Raw genomic sequence first — 13,548 nt, forward strand, 5'->3', positions numbered from 1 at the left:
CCATGCCATGTGCAATATGCCACCCAGGGCGCTCCCCATGGCGCTTGGCAGGGACCAGGGCGGAGGGTTTTGGAAGGCGGATCCGAAAGCCTGTTGCAGGAATGAAATAATTCATTTCATGAATGAAATTGAACTGGAGGCGGCACCAGGCCACAGGTTGCCGCACATCGTGACGGTGGGGCGCTACCGCATCGGGCGGGTCATGCAGTCCATCGCTCAGTCGTGGGATGGCGTGGCGCAGATCACGCATGTCAGCGCATCGTTTGCCGATGCGGTTCGCACGGTGCGCGCGCTGGATGCCAGGCGGCCCATCGATGCGTTGGTCGTGGCGGGCGCGAGTGGCGCGCACGTGCGCGAGCAGGTGGAAATTCCGGTCGCGATGGTCGAGGTGCGCGGCCTCGGGCTGCTGGAGGCGCTGATGACCGCCAAGCAGCAGACCACTCCCGACAGGCCGCGCGTGGGCCTGGTGTCCTTCGATGCACCCTCGCCACAGCTCATGCAATTCGATGCATTGTTCGGGCTGGGCGTGGCCCAGTTCGTCTACCACGGTGCGGAAGATGCTGCCGCGTGCGTGCAGCAACTGCGGGCAGCCAATGTGGGGGCGGTCGTGGCCCCGGGGCTGGTGGCCGATCTCGCGCAGCAGGCCGGCATTCCCAGCGTTCTTCTGTATTCGGAGGCGGCTGTGCGGCAGGCCTTGAACGAGGCCCTGCTGCTGGCGCGCCACCGCATGGCCGAGCGCGACCGCAACCAGTGGCTGGAGACCGTTCTTGGCGAGCTGCAGGATGGGGTGGTCGCCATCGATGCGCAGGGCCGCATCCGGGCGCTGAACGCGCGCATGGCCTCGCTGCTTGGCGAACCCGTCGAAGCTCTGCATGGACGCATGCTGGCCGAGGTGTCACCGGTGCTCATGCAGGGACATTCCCAGAACCTGCAGGAGGGCACCGAGGATGTCGTCCAGCTGGCGATGCGTACCCTGGTTTTGCGCCGTGCGCCGCTGATGGAGAACGGCGCGGTGGCGGGAGCGCTGCTGGTATGCCGCGATCCTGCGGTGATCCAGCGTGCCGACCGCAACTTGCGCGCCAACCAGCGCCAGCGCGGCGCGGGCGTGCGCTGGAGCATCGACGACTTTCAGGGGCACGGAGCCTGCGCCCATCGCATCCGCGAGCTGGCGCACCGGTACGCTGCAAGCGACGCGACGGTGCTGGTGCAGGGCGAGAGCGGTACCGGCAAGGAGATGATGGCGCAGGGCATCCATCGCGCCAGCCGCCGGGCGGCACAGCCATTTCTGGCCGTGAACTGCGCGGCTCTTGCCGAGAGCCTGCTCGAATCCGAGCTGTTCGGCTATGACGAAGGCGCATTCACAGGGGCACGCCGCGGAGGCAAGACGGGGCTGATCGAGGCGGCACATACCGGTACGCTGTTTCTCGACGAAATCGGCGACATGCCGCTGGCGCTGCAGTCGCGCCTGCTGCGCGTCCTGCAGGAGCGCGAGGTGATGCGCGTGGGCTCCACCACGCCCGTTCCGGTGGATGTGCGCGTGATCGCCGCAACCCATGCGGATCTGGCAGATCTGGTGGAGAGGGGGCTGTTTCGCCGCGACCTCTACTACCGGCTGGCGGTGTTGCGCATGGGCATGCCGAGCCTGCGCGAGCGCGGGCAGGCCGATGTCGCCACGCTCGCGCATGCCATGCTGGGCCGACACGCAGGGGACACTTCCCATCAGGTGCAGCCACTGCGACTCGAGCGATTGCTGGACGAGCTGCTGGCCTTGTCCGCGGGCTACGGCTGGCCCGGCAATGTGCGGGAGCTGGACAACTGGATCGAGCGGCTGCTCGCCTGCGGCCCCTATCTGGACAGCGAGGACGGTGCGACCCGCAGGCAGCGATTGCTGGAGGTGTTCTGCGAATGCGCGGCTGCTTCGCGGTCACGGGAGGAGGACGAGGCTCCCCTGCAGCAGCAGGCGCGGCTTCGCGACACCCGACAGCAGGCCGAAAGGGATCGCGTGCGCGAGGTGCTGGAGTCGGTGCAAGGTGATCAGAAGCGCGCCTGCGAGATCCTGGGCATCAGCCGGGCGACCTTGTGGCGGCGGCTGAAGCAGGGGTAGCAACGGGACGGGCCGACGGGCTGCCTGCGGCCCGCCTCCTTTGCATCAGGGTGTCGCCACGTGCCAGCTGTTGTTGAGGAAACCGTCGCCCGTGCGATCACCGGGCTTGGCGTCCTTCACCCAGTTGTAGAGAGGGCGGCCCTTGTAGGCCCATTGCCTGCTGCCGTCGTCGCGTGCCACGGGTGACCAGTCGCCGATCGGCTGGGCATTGGCGGGAGCCAGCAGTGGCGGCCAGTTGGTCGCGCAGGGGCCGTTGCATACGCTGCGGCCCGAACCTGCGCCGTCCTTGTCGAACACATAGAGCGTCATCTGGTTGGGGCCGACAAGCACGCCGTTGAGCACGGTCGCCGGCGAAGGTACGGGTGATTCAGGGGTGGCAACGCGGTTGGAGGAACAGGCCGCGAGGGCCGATGCCATCAGGACACCTAGAAGAATGCGGGTCATGTGTCGATTCCTTTTCTTTCCATGGATGAGGGAGAGGCGGTGCGTGTGCAGCCCTACGGCCCATCGTTCGCGCACCGGGAATGAGGCTTCAGTCTGGGCTGTTTCGGGCGCCGGGACTGTAACGTTTGGTGCATGGCTGTCTGGCTGATAGCATGTGTCCGTCTGCCATCCCCTTCGTTTTTCAGCCAACCGGATTTCCGCCATGCCCCGCATCATGACCCTGCTTGCGATCGTCGGAATCGCGGCCGCCTGCTATTTCACCTGGCGCTACGGCGTTGCCGGCTGATCCGGCGAGGCACTGTCGGCAGGATGCCACTGTCCGGCTGTCGTTCGTCGACGGCACAAGCCGCTTGCAGAAAATATTCCTCGCCCGGGAACTCCGAACCCTAGGATTTGACCAGGCGCAACGCTCGCCCGATGACCCCGTGCCTGAGGCAGGCGCGGAGGTCCGCCTTCTCATTCCCTCTTTTCAGGAGTTCTCGAGCATGTCTCTCCCATCCTTCCCATCCATGCGTGCCGTGCCACCCGCGCCGACCCCGATCCTGCCTGACGCGCCGGCGCCGCGATGTACGGATGCCGGCAGCGGGAAGGCGTCAGGCCGGCGCTCGCTGCTATGGGTTTCGGCTGCGATCAGCATGGCAATGCTTGCCGGATGCGGAGGGGGAGCGGTGGCTCCGATCCATCGTCACCGGCGCCATCGCCCTCGACGCCGGCTCCCAATCCTCCAGCGCCCAACCCTCCGGCACCGAATCCACCGGCTCCGAACCCGCCCGCACCCGCGCCATCGGATGGAACCTCGTCGGCTGCCTGCTTCAACCAGGCGGACCTGCACGAGGGCACCCGGCTCGAGATGGAGCAGGACGTCATCTCGAACGGGCAGACCGAAAAAATGCGCACGGTGATCCTCACGCGAGGCCGGGAGGCCTTCATGGGCGCCAATCCCGTACGCAAGTTGCGCACCCAGTACTTCCTCAACACAGAGGTTTCGGATCGCCTGTACACGGACTTCGTGGATGGAAACATCGTGCACTACGGAACCCGTAACGGTGGCGAGGGCACCGACCCGGCCATGGGCTATACCTACAACGACCCGTTGATCCGCAAGCCCGTCATGTCACCCGGCCAGAAGATTGACATGAACTACACGGTGCGCTCGGTCGAGGGCGCGGATGGCCAGGTGCGCGGGGCGCAGGTGGTCACCGGCACCGAAACCTATGACGGTCGCGTCAACCTGGACACTCCCATGGGGGTGATTGCCTCCTGCAAGTTCACGGGGGTGGTCAAGTTCCGCCAGGTGGACGGCTCGGATCTCACGCAGATACAGGAAAGCTGGGTTGCCGCAGACGGCGCCTACCGTGGGCAGCTGCTCAAGCTCGCCACGCGTACCGGTGACCAGGTGGGCACGATTGTGGTCACTAAAATCAGCTACGCGCCCAAGTAAGCGCTTTTTGCCCTTTGCGCCCAAGCCCTGCCATGGCGGGCTTCGTGCGCCATCCCCGTTGTTCATGAGGAAATGTGTGCATGCGGCTTTCTCGTTCTTCGATGGCAGCGGGGCTTCGCCCAGGCCTTGAGAGGCCGCCTCTCTCGCGCGAAGATCGGGGAAGGCTGTTGCGGGCCAGCCTGCTCTTGAGTGTGCTGTACTGCGGTGCCATCATCGTCATCACCACAGTGATCCGCGGTGTCCTGGGTGGCGAATCCTATGGCCTGACACCGTTCAGGGTAGGTCTTTTCATCCTGGCCGAAGCGTTGCTCCTGCTGGTCTCCTACGTGCTGCTGCTGAACAGGGGCCGCAGGCTGCGCAGGATGGCGGGCATCTCGGTCTTGCTGTCCGTGGCTGCAGCCAGTGCCTACGGGTTGGTGGACCAGGCCATCAACATGCATGAGACACGCCAGGGGGCATTCGATGCCAGGGACTTCGGCTACAACGTGCTGTACGGTGCGGCGCTGATCTTCGGCTGGTGCAGCCTGTTCGTGGCATTTCTCTTCAGCTTCGATCTCATTGAGCGCGAACGGCGCATCCACGCCTGGCGCGAGGAGGCCCTGGAGGCGCAGATGCGTGCCTTGCGCTATCAGGTCAACCCCCATTTCCTGTTCAACACCATGAATTCCGCGGTGGGTTTGATGGAGGAGGGGGCGGTGGAGCGTGCACAGATCATGTTGCTGTCGCTCTCGAACTACCTGCGCACGACCTTGATGCTCGACCCCTTGAGCGACCTGTCGCTGTCCGATGAGCTTGCGCTGCAGCGCCAGTACCTGGACATCGAGCGCGAGCGCTTCTCGGATCGCATGCAACTGCATATCGACGTGCCGCAGCCGCTCGGTCATGCGCTGGTGCCCGCGCTGATCCTGCAGCCCCTGCTGGAGAACGCCGTCAAGCATGGCGTATGCACGGTGCCCGGCGCTGCGGAGATTGCCCTGACGGCGCGCAGCGCGGGCGACCGGCTGGTGCTGACGGTGGAGAACGACTTCCGGCCGGAGAGCGGCACGCGCGCGCGGGGAGCGGGCATCGGCCTCGTGAATGTGCGGCAGCGTCTTGAGGCGCACTACCCGGGGCAGGCGGAGCTGGCGATCGAGCCCGGCCTTGCCTCGCGGCGTTTCAGGGTCACGGTGAACCTGCCTCTTCGCGGAGTCTGACGCCATGGGTGATCGATCCTGTTCCGTGGCGATCGTGGACGATGAACCACTTGCGCGACGCAGGCTGCGCCGGATGCTTGAGGCCTGCCCCGGCGTGCACTGCGTGGGGGCCGCTGCCGACCTGAGCTCGGCACAGGAGCTTGTGCAGCGTTCGGCGCCCGATATCCTGCTGCTGGACATCCAGATGCCCGGCGGGGATGGCTTTGAATTGCTCGGCCTGCTGGGTACTCAACCTCCGCTGGTCATTTTCGTCACGGCGTTTGACCGGCATGCGATCAGGGCGTTCGAGGTGCATGCGGTGGACTATCTGCTCAAGCCTGTGGAGCCGGAGCGCCTGGGCAGGGCCCTGGATCGCGCGCGCGCACTTGTGCTTGCGCGCGAAGGGGACCGGCAGGTGCCGATCCTGCAGAAACGGATTGCCGAGCTCGCCGAGGCGCTGAAGGCACCCGGGCAGGACGGAAGCACCGTTGCCGTTGCAGGAAGGGACGAGATCACCGAGCTCTGGATTCGCAGTCTCGATGGCTATACGCGTGTGGCCACCCGGCATATTTCGCGCATCCATGCGGAGCGCGACTATGTGCGGATCCATGCGGACGGGCAGGCTTTCCTGCACTGGGAGAGCATGGCATCGCTGGAGGCGCGGCTGTCCGCGCAAGAGTTTGTTCGCGTGCATCGCGGCAGCATTGTTCGCCATGACTGCATCGCGCACATTCGCCGAGGCGCCTTTTCGAACTGGGTTGTGGAGCTGAAGGACGGTTCACTGGTTCCCGTGGGCCGCACCTACCTGAGCCGCGTGCGCGCGCAGTTCAAGCTGGAGGGCTGACCTGGCGGGGTGATTCAGGGAGTGGTGACAAGCACCTCGGCCGGCACGCGGATGAACCCTTCCATGAGGATGCGCGCGCTGCGGCTCATGAGCGCCTTGGTGACCACCCATTCCCCGTTCTTCTGCCTGGCTTCGGCACCGACACGCAAGGTGCCCGAAGGATGACCGAATACCACCGCATTGCGTTCGCCGCCGCCAGCAGCCAGGTTCACCAGCGTGCCGGGGACGGCCGCCGCCGTGCCGATGGCAACGGCAGCGGTGCCCATCATGGCGTGGTGCAGCTTGCCCATGGAGAGCGCGCGCACGACGAGGTCCGCATCCCTGGCATCGACTTTCCTGCCGCTCGACGTGACATAGCTCGTTGACGGGGCGACGAAGGCGATCTTGGGTGTGTGCTGGCGCCGGGCGGCTTCTTCTGGCGTTGCGATCAGGCCCATCTTCACGGCGCCATGCGCGCGTATGGTTTCGAGGCGGACGAGGGCCTCGGCGTCGTTGTTGATCGCATCCTGCAATTCGGTGCCGGCATAGCCCAGATCCCGTGCATTCAGGAAGATGGTGGGGATGCCTGCATTGATCAGCGTGGCGGGAAAGCTGCCGATACCCGGAACGTCGAGCCGGTCCACGAGATGGCCCGTGGGGAACATCGAACCCCCATCCTCGGCATCGTCGGCAGGGTCGATGAACTCCAGTGGCACCTCGGCGGCAGGAAAGGTCACGCCGTCGAGTTCGAAGTCGCCGCTCTCCTGCACCTCGCCGTGGGTGATGGTGACGTGGTTGATGATGGTCTTGCCGATGTTGGCCTGCCAGATGCGGATGGTGACCACCCCGTCTTGCGGGATACGGGCCGGGTCGATCAGCCCCATGTGGATCGCGCACGGGCCGACGGCCGACGAGAGATTGCCGCAGTTGCCGCTCCAGTCCACGAAGGGCTGGTCGATGGAGACCTGGCCGAACAGGTAGTCCACGTCGTGCCCGGCCCGCGTGCTTCTGGAAAGGATCACGCCTTTGCTGGTGCTCGACGAGGCGTTGCCCATGCCGTCGATCTGCTTGCCGTAAGGGTCGGGGCTGCCGAGGGTGCGCAGAAAAATGGCGTCGCGTGCTTTGCCGGGTTGTTGTGCGGCCTCGGGCAGATCGGCGAGATGGAAGAACACGCCTTTGCTGGTGCCGCCGCGCATGTAGGTGGCGGGGATGCGGAGTTGGGGGAGTGCGGGCATGGGGAGATGAGGTGTTGGGTTGTGTGCTTTTTGAGCTTATGGTTTGTTGTTGTTGTTGAGGTCTTTTTTGTTGCTGAGGTCTTTTTTAGGGCGGAGGCCGGGAGTGCCCCCGGCGGGGCAGTAACTTTTTGCTTGCGCGCAAAAAGTCACCAAAAACGCGCTTTCTCAATACCCACGGCAGAACTCACTCTGCGCCTGCGGCGCTCCGTTCAGACAGCCGCCGTGAGTCAGATTAGGGGGAGGAGCATTCGGCACGTCGCTGCGCTCGTGCCCTGGCATCTCGCGACTTCGCGAGATGTGCCGTGCCCCAATCTACCGCTGTGGTTCAAAGTGGGCGCAGCTTGCTCGCCCGAGGTCGGGCGAGCCCGGCACGAGCATCGCGACGTGCCGGACCACCTCTTCCAAACTGACTCGCGGTGGCTGTTTGAACGGAGCGCCACAGGCGCGCAGTGAGTTCTACCGCGTGCCCCCGTATTCAAAGCGCATTTTTGGTGACTTTTTGGGCAAGACCAAAAAGTTACTGCCCCGCCGGGGCACTCCCGGCCTCCGCCCTAAAACATAGGAAGCAGGTGTTAAACCAGTCAGCTTCAATACGGCATGTCGCGAAGCGCCTCAGGGTGGTGTCCATATCAAGCCTCATCCGCAAAAAAATCCTGCGCAAATCTTTGCAAGACACCACCGGCGTTGTAGATCGAAACCTCCTCGCCGGTATCCAGGCGGCAGGTGACGGGCACCTGTGCCGTGGAGCCATTCCTGCGGTGGATGACCAGGGTGAGTTCGGCGCGCGGGGTGCGTTCGCCGATCACGTCATACACCTCGGTACCGTCGAGCGCGAGGGTCTTGCGGTTGGCGCCGGGCTTGAATTCCAGCGGCAATACGCCCATGCCGATGAGGTTGGTGCGATGGATGCGCTCGAAGCCTTCGGCCACGATCACCTCCACACCGGCCAGGCGCACGCCCTTGGCGGCCCAGTCGCGCGAACTGCCCTGGCCGTAGTCGGCGCCGGCAATGATGATCAGCGGTTGCCCGCGGTCCATATAGGTTTCGATGGCCTCCCACATGCGCATGATCTTGCCTTCAGGCTCCACGCGAGCGAGCGAGCCCTGCCTGACGGTGCCATCCTCCTTCAGCACCATCTCGTTGAAGAGCTTGGGGTTGGCGAAGGTGGCGCGTTGCGCGGTGAGATGGTCGCCGCGGTGGGTGGCGTAGGAGTTGAAGTCCTCCTCGGGCAATCCCATCCTCGCAAGATATTCGCCGGCAGCGGAGTCTGGCAGGATGGCGTTCGAGGGCGAGAGGTGGTCGGTGGTGATGTTGTCGGGCAGGATGGCCAGCGGGCGCAGGCTCTTCAACGTGCGCTCCCCCGCCAGCGCGCCTTCCCAATAGGGTGGACGGCGGATGTAGGTGGACTGGGGGCGCCATGGGTAGAGCGGCGGCTCGCTCGCGCCGTGGTCTGCGTGGATGGCGAACATGGGCTCGTAGACGGCGCGGAACTGCTCGGGCCTCACGGCCCTGGCCGCGACGGCATCGATTTCCTCGTCGCTGGGCCAGATGTCCCGGAGGCGAACGTCCCTGCCTTCGTGGACGCCGAGGACGTCGTTCTCGATATCGAAGCGCATCGTGCCCGCGATCGCATAGGCGACCACCAGTGGTGGAGAGGCAAGGAAAGCCTGTTTCGCATAGGGGTGGATGCGTCCGTCGAAGTTACGGTTGCCCGACAGCACGGCAGTGGTGTAGAGATCACGCTCGATGATCTCCTGCTGGATGTCTGGATCCAGCGCACCGGACATGCCGTTGCAGGTCGTGCAGGCGAATGCCACCACGCCAAAACCTAGCTGTTCAAGATCCTGTGTGAGGCCTGCTTCGTCCAGATACAGCGCCACGGCCTTGGAGCCGGGGGCCAGCGATGACTTCACCCAGGGCTTGCGCACCAGGCCCATGCGATTGGCGTTGCGCGCCAGCAGTCCGGCTGCGATCACGTTGCGCGGGTTGGAGGTGTTGGTGCAACTGGTGATGGCGGCAATGATCACGGCGCCGTCGGGCATGCGTCCGGCGGTCTCGTTCCACGCACCCGCGATGCCCCGGCTGGCCAGCTCGGAAACGGGCAGCCGGGCATGCGGGTTCGACGGACCCGCCATCGTTCGAACCACGGTGGAGAGGTCGAATTTCAAAGTGCGTTCGTACTGAGCGTCCTTCAGCGAATCGGCCCAGAGCCCCGCCTGCCGGGCGTAAGTCTCGACCAGCTGCACCTGCTCGGGCTCGCGGCCGGTGAGTTGGAGATAGGCAATCGTCTGCTCGTCAATCGCAAACATCGCTGCCGTGGCCCCGTATTCCGGCGCCATGTTGGAGATGGTGGCGCGGTCGCCGATGGTGAGGCCGCGGGCGCCGCTGCCGTGGAATTCGAGGTAGGCCCCCACCACTTTTTCCTTGCGCAGGAACTGGGTCAGCGAGAGCACGATGTCGGTGGCGGTGATGCCGCTCTGGCGTGAGCCCGTCAGCTCCACGCCGATGATCTCTGGCAGGCGCATCCACGAGGCGCGCCCCAGCATCACGTTCTCTGCCTCGAGTCCGCCCACGCCGACGGCGATCACGCCGAGCGCATCGACGTGCGGGGTATGGCTGTCGGTGCCGACAAGCGTGTCGGGATAGGCCTCGCCATTCACGTTGTGGATCACCGGGCTCATGCGCTCCAGGTTGATCTGGTGCATGATGCCGTTGCCCGGCGGGATCACGTCCACGTTCTTGAAGGCGCGCTTGCACCAGTCGATGAAGTGGAAGCGGTCCTCGTTACGGCGATCCTCGATGGCGCGATTCTTCTCGAATGCCTGCGGGTCGTAGCCGCCACACTCCACGGCCAGCGAATGATCGACGATGAGCTGCACGGGCACCACGGGGTTCACCGCTGCCGGGTCGCCCCCCTCGTCGGCAATCGCATCGCGCAGGCCGGCCAGGTCGACGAGCGCGGTCTGGCCCAGGATGTCATGGCACACCACGCGGGCAGGGAACCATGGAAAGTCAAGCTCGCGCCTGCGTGCAATGAGCTGTGCGAGGTAGTCGCTCAGACAGGCTGGATCGGCCTTGCGCACCAGATTCTCGGCATGCACGCGCGACGTATAGGGCAGGGTGGCCCAGGCGCCGGGCGCTATGGCATCGACGGCGGCTTGTGCGTCGTAGTAGGAAAGGCGTGTTCCGGGAAGCGGCTTGCGGAAAGGCGAGTTCATGTCGTGGTATCGTGGGGGCATCGCCACCTGCAAGTGGTTGCGGATGGGCTGGTCCGTGGATTGTCGGTGGGGCCCGCTGGGTCAGGTGGGACCGTTGGGGCAGCTGGGAGTCAGTTGGAATGGATGGCGTTGTTTCGGGCCGTTTCTGCCGGGCCATAGGCCAGTTGCAGGCGTGCATGGGCGAGCTGAAAGAACTGCAGCATCAGCTCCTTCGATACTGTGCGTACAGCGAGTAGGGCTGCAGGGGGCGCAGCGCGCCCATGTCCCCGCCTGGGCTCTCCATCGTCACGTACGGGCCTCGATCGGGATGAAGGCCAGGTGATCCGGGCCGACGTAATGGGCACTTGGACGGATGATCTTGTTGTCCGCGCGCTGTTCGATGACGTGCGCTGCCCAGCCGCTGGTGCGGGCGATCACGAAGAGCGGTGTGAACATGGCGGTGGGCACGCCCATCATGTGGTAGCTCACCGCGCTGAACCAGTCGAGGTTGGGGAACATCTTCTTCACTTCCCACATCACGGACTCCAGGCGTTCGGCGATATCGAACATCTTGGTTGCGCCCGCATCTTCCGAAAGCTTCCTCGCCACGCCCTTGATGACCACGTTGCGCGGGTCGCTCACCGTGTAGACGGGATGGCCGAAGCCGATCACCACTTCCTTGTTGTCCACGCGGCGGCGGATGTCGGTTTCCGCTTCGGCAGGGTTGTCGTAGCGCTTCTGGATCTCGAAGGCCACCTCGTTCGCGCCGCCGTGCTTGGGGCCGCGCAGGGCTCCGATCGCACCCGTGATGGCGGAGTACATGTCGCTGCCCGTGCCTGCCACCACGCGCGCGGCGAAGGTCGATGCGTTGAACTCATGCTCGGCATAGAGGTTGAGCGAGGTGTGCATCGCGCGCTCCCACAACGCGCTTGGCTTTCTTCCGTGCAGCAGGTGCAGGAAGTGGCCGCCGATGGAGTCGTCATCGGTCTCCACCTCGATGCGTCTGCCCGAGTTGCTGAAGTGATACCAGTACAGCAGCATCGAGCCGAGCGATGCCATCAGGCGATCCGCGATGTCGCGGCTGCCGGCGAGGTTGTGGTCGTCCTTCTCCGGCAGCGTGCAGCCCAGGACGGATACGCCGGTGCGCATCACATCCATGGGATGGCTGCCCGCGGGCAATTGCTCGAGCGCCTGCTTGACGCTCGCGGGCAGACCGCGCAGGGCCTTGAGCCTGGCCTTGTAGGCTGCCAGTTCGGCGCGTGTCGGCAGCTTGCCATGCACCAGCAGGTGTGCGATCTCCTCGAACTCGCAGACCTCGGCGATATCCAGGATGTCAAAGCCGCGATAGTGCAGATCGTTGCCGGTCTTGCCCACGGTGCACAGCGCCGTGTTGCCTGCGGTGACGCCCGAGAGGGCCACGGACTTCTTGGGTTTGAAAGTGGATGCGGGGGCGTCGATGACTGCGTTCATGTGGTGGGTCTCCTTGCGTTGAGAGTGCGTGCCTGCAGGTCCGTTGGCGGCGGCTCGCGGCGGTATGGACAAGCCGTTGGGGGCTTGCGATACTTCGCAATTTACGCAGTTTGCGAATCGTGCTCCAGGCCTAAAAAGGCGAATTCTTGCGAAGCACAAGCCTGTAATTTGCGAATTTTGCAAATTCTCAGAACAATCGATAGAGACCGGAAAAGCATGTCCAAGACCTTCATGGGAGTGCGCCTGCGCACGCTGCGCGCCGAGCGCGGGATGAGCCAGGTGGCGCTCGCCCAGGCGCTGGGCCTGTCGCCAAGCTATCTGAACCAGATCGAGCAGGATCAGCGCCCGCTCACGGTGTCGGTGCTGCTCAGGATTCACAAGGTGCTGGGGGTCGACATCCAGCAGTTTTCGGAGGACGAAGAGGCGCGCATGCTGGCGCAGCTGCGCGACGCTGTCGCCGCCAATACGCAGATGACCGAGACCGTTCCGCTGCCCGAGCTGCGCGAGGTCGCATCAAAGCTCCCGCATGTGGCGCGCGCATTGCTCGCATTCCATGCGCGCCATAGGCAGGATGCGGAGCGGCTCGAGGCCATGGCGGTCCACATCGGCGACGGCCGCAGCCTGGCCGGAGATTTCGCATCGGTGCAGCCCATGCCGTTCGAGGCCGTGCGGGATTTCTTCTTTGCGCATCGCAACTATTTCGACGCGCTGGACCGCAGTGCGGAGGCGCTCGCCATGCAGGCGCGGCAGTGCGGCGGCGAGTTGAGCGAATGGCTGGTGGCGCGCCTGCGCGAACTGCACGGTGTGCATGTGGTGCGGCATCTTCCGGGCGATGCGGGAGCGGGCGGAGCGGCCCATCGCCGCTACGACGCGGCGACCCGCACCCTGCAGCTCGCCTCTTCGCTGAGGCCGGCGCAGCAGTCGTTTCAACTGGCCACGCAGCTGGCCATGCTGGAGCAGGACGAAGCCATGAATACGCTGCTGGCAGCTTCGCCGTGGACTGACGAGGGAACGCGGCGGTTGGCGCGCATCGGGCTTGCCAACTACTTCGCCGGTGCCGTGGTGCTGCCCTACGGCCCGTTCCTGCTGGCGGCGGAGGGTCTGCAGTACGACATCGACCTGCTTGCGCAGCAGTTCCGGGTGGGCTTCGAGACCGTCTGCCACCGGCTCTCGACGCTGCAGCGCGCGGATGCGCCCGGCCTGCCGTTCTTCTTCATTCGTGTCGACCGGGCCGGCAATATTTCCAAACGCCAGTCCGCCACGCATTTCCACTTTTCCCGGACTGGCGGAACCTGTCCGCTATGGAACGTCTACGAGGCCTTCACGCAGCCCCAGCGCATTCTTCCGCAACTGGCAAGCATGCCCGACGGACGGGTGTATCTCTGGATTGCGCGCGCCGTCACGCATGAAGGCCGGGGGTTCGGCAAGCCCGGCAAGACCTTCTCGATCGGGCTGGGCTGCGACCTGCAGCATGCAGGCAGGCTCGTCTATTCCAAGGGGATGGACCTGCGCAATCTCGATGCTGCCACGCCCATCGGCATGGGGTGCAAGGTCTGCGAGCGCAGCGCCTGTCCGCAGCGCGCGTTCCCTTTCGTGGGCAAGCCGCTGCGCGTCAATGAAAACGAAAGCGGCTTCGTGCCCTACATGGCGGCGCCGGACTGA

General features: G+C 64.9%; 9 protein-coding genes. 5 read left to right on the forward strand and 4 right to left on the reverse strand.

Annotated elements, in window-relative coordinates; translation table 11 throughout:
- The first annotated feature begins 118 nt into the window (after positions 1-118).
- Complete coding sequence (prpR, locus tag H9K76_RS09310; RefSeq protein WP_187599787.1) at positions 119-2,104, forward strand: propionate catabolism operon regulatory protein PrpR; 1,986 nt, start codon at positions 119-121, stop codon at positions 2,102-2,104.
- A 45-nt stretch (positions 2,105-2,149) separates the two neighbouring features.
- On the opposite strand, the gene H9K76_RS09315 is transcribed toward prpR, so the two are convergent.
- A complete protein-coding gene (locus H9K76_RS09315) occupies positions 2,150-2,548 on the reverse strand; it encodes a COG4315 family predicted lipoprotein (protein WP_187599789.1) in 399 nt (132 codons plus the stop codon).
- A gap of 652 nt (positions 2,549-3,200) precedes the next feature.
- Here H9K76_RS09315 and H9K76_RS09320 point away from each other — a divergent pair.
- The 3 genes from H9K76_RS09320 (at position 3,201) to H9K76_RS09330 (ending at position 6,005) form a co-directional block, all read left to right on the forward strand.
- Positions 3,201-3,989 carry a hypothetical protein gene (locus H9K76_RS09320; protein WP_187599791.1) on the forward strand — a complete coding sequence of 263 codons (789 nt, stop codon included), beginning with the start codon at positions 3,201-3,203 and terminating at the stop codon, positions 3,987-3,989.
- A 191-nt stretch (positions 3,990-4,180) separates the two neighbouring features.
- Positions 4,181-5,182, forward strand: a complete 1,002-nt coding sequence (locus H9K76_RS09325; protein WP_246475507.1) for a sensor histidine kinase — start codon at positions 4,181-4,183, stop codon at positions 5,180-5,182.
- Positions 5,183-5,186: 4 nt separating this feature from the next.
- A complete protein-coding gene (locus H9K76_RS09330; RefSeq protein ID WP_187599795.1) occupies positions 5,187-6,005 on the forward strand; it encodes a LytR/AlgR family response regulator transcription factor in 819 nt (272 codons plus the stop codon).
- A 14-nt stretch (positions 6,006-6,019) separates the two neighbouring features.
- Here H9K76_RS09330 and prpF read toward each other — a convergent pair whose 3' ends face one another.
- The 3 genes from prpF to prpC form a co-directional block, all read right to left on the reverse strand.
- Positions 6,020-7,219, reverse strand: coding sequence for a 2-methylaconitate cis-trans isomerase PrpF (gene prpF, locus H9K76_RS09335; RefSeq protein ID WP_187599797.1), 1,200 nt, complete (start codon positions 7,217-7,219; stop codon positions 6,020-6,022).
- A 629-nt stretch (positions 7,220-7,848) separates the two neighbouring features.
- Positions 7,849-10,437: a Fe/S-dependent 2-methylisocitrate dehydratase AcnD gene (gene acnD, locus H9K76_RS09340; RefSeq protein WP_187599799.1), complete on the reverse strand. Its 2,589-nt coding sequence runs from the start codon at positions 10,435-10,437 to the stop codon at positions 7,849-7,851.
- A 285-nt stretch (positions 10,438-10,722) separates the two neighbouring features.
- Positions 10,723-11,886, reverse strand: coding sequence for a bifunctional 2-methylcitrate synthase/citrate synthase (prpC, locus tag H9K76_RS09345; RefSeq protein WP_187599801.1), 1,164 nt, complete (start codon positions 11,884-11,886; stop codon positions 10,723-10,725).
- A gap of 216 nt (positions 11,887-12,102) precedes the next feature.
- Here prpC and H9K76_RS09350 point away from each other — a divergent pair, with 216 nt between their 5' ends.
- Complete coding sequence (locus tag H9K76_RS09350) at positions 12,103-13,548, forward strand: short-chain fatty acyl-CoA regulator family protein (RefSeq protein WP_187599803.1); 1,446 nt, start codon at positions 12,103-12,105, stop codon at positions 13,546-13,548.

The sequence above is a fragment of the Diaphorobacter ruginosibacter genome (assembly GCF_014395975.1).
In the GTDB taxonomy this organism is placed as follows: domain Bacteria; phylum Pseudomonadota; class Gammaproteobacteria; order Burkholderiales; family Burkholderiaceae_C; genus Diaphorobacter_A; species Diaphorobacter_A ruginosibacter.

Excerpts from the sequence above, each read along its gene's own strand:
- prpR (WP_187599787.1), top strand. The coding sequence starts at position 119 with ATGAATGAAATTGAACTGGAGGCGGCACCAGGCCACAGGTTGCCGCAC.
- H9K76_RS09315 (WP_187599789.1), bottom strand. The coding sequence starts at position 2,548 with ATGACCCGCATTCTTCTAGGTGTCCTGATGGCATCGGCCCTCGCGGCC.
- H9K76_RS09320 (WP_187599791.1), top strand. The coding sequence starts at position 3,201 with ATGCGGAGGGGGAGCGGTGGCTCCGATCCATCGTCACCGGCGCCATCG.
- H9K76_RS09330 (WP_187599795.1), top strand. The coding sequence starts at position 5,187 with ATGGGTGATCGATCCTGTTCCGTGGCGATCGTGGACGATGAACCACTT.
- prpF (WP_187599797.1), bottom strand. The coding sequence starts at position 7,219 with ATGCCCGCACTCCCCCAACTCCGCATCCCCGCCACCTACATGCGCGGC.
- acnD (WP_187599799.1), bottom strand. The coding sequence starts at position 10,437 with ATGAACTCGCCTTTCCGCAAGCCGCTTCCCGGAACACGCCTTTCCTAC.
- prpC (WP_187599801.1), bottom strand. The coding sequence starts at position 11,886 with ATGAACGCAGTCATCGACGCCCCCGCATCCACTTTCAAACCCAAGAAG.
- H9K76_RS09350 (WP_187599803.1), top strand. The coding sequence starts at position 12,103 with ATGTCCAAGACCTTCATGGGAGTGCGCCTGCGCACGCTGCGCGCCGAG.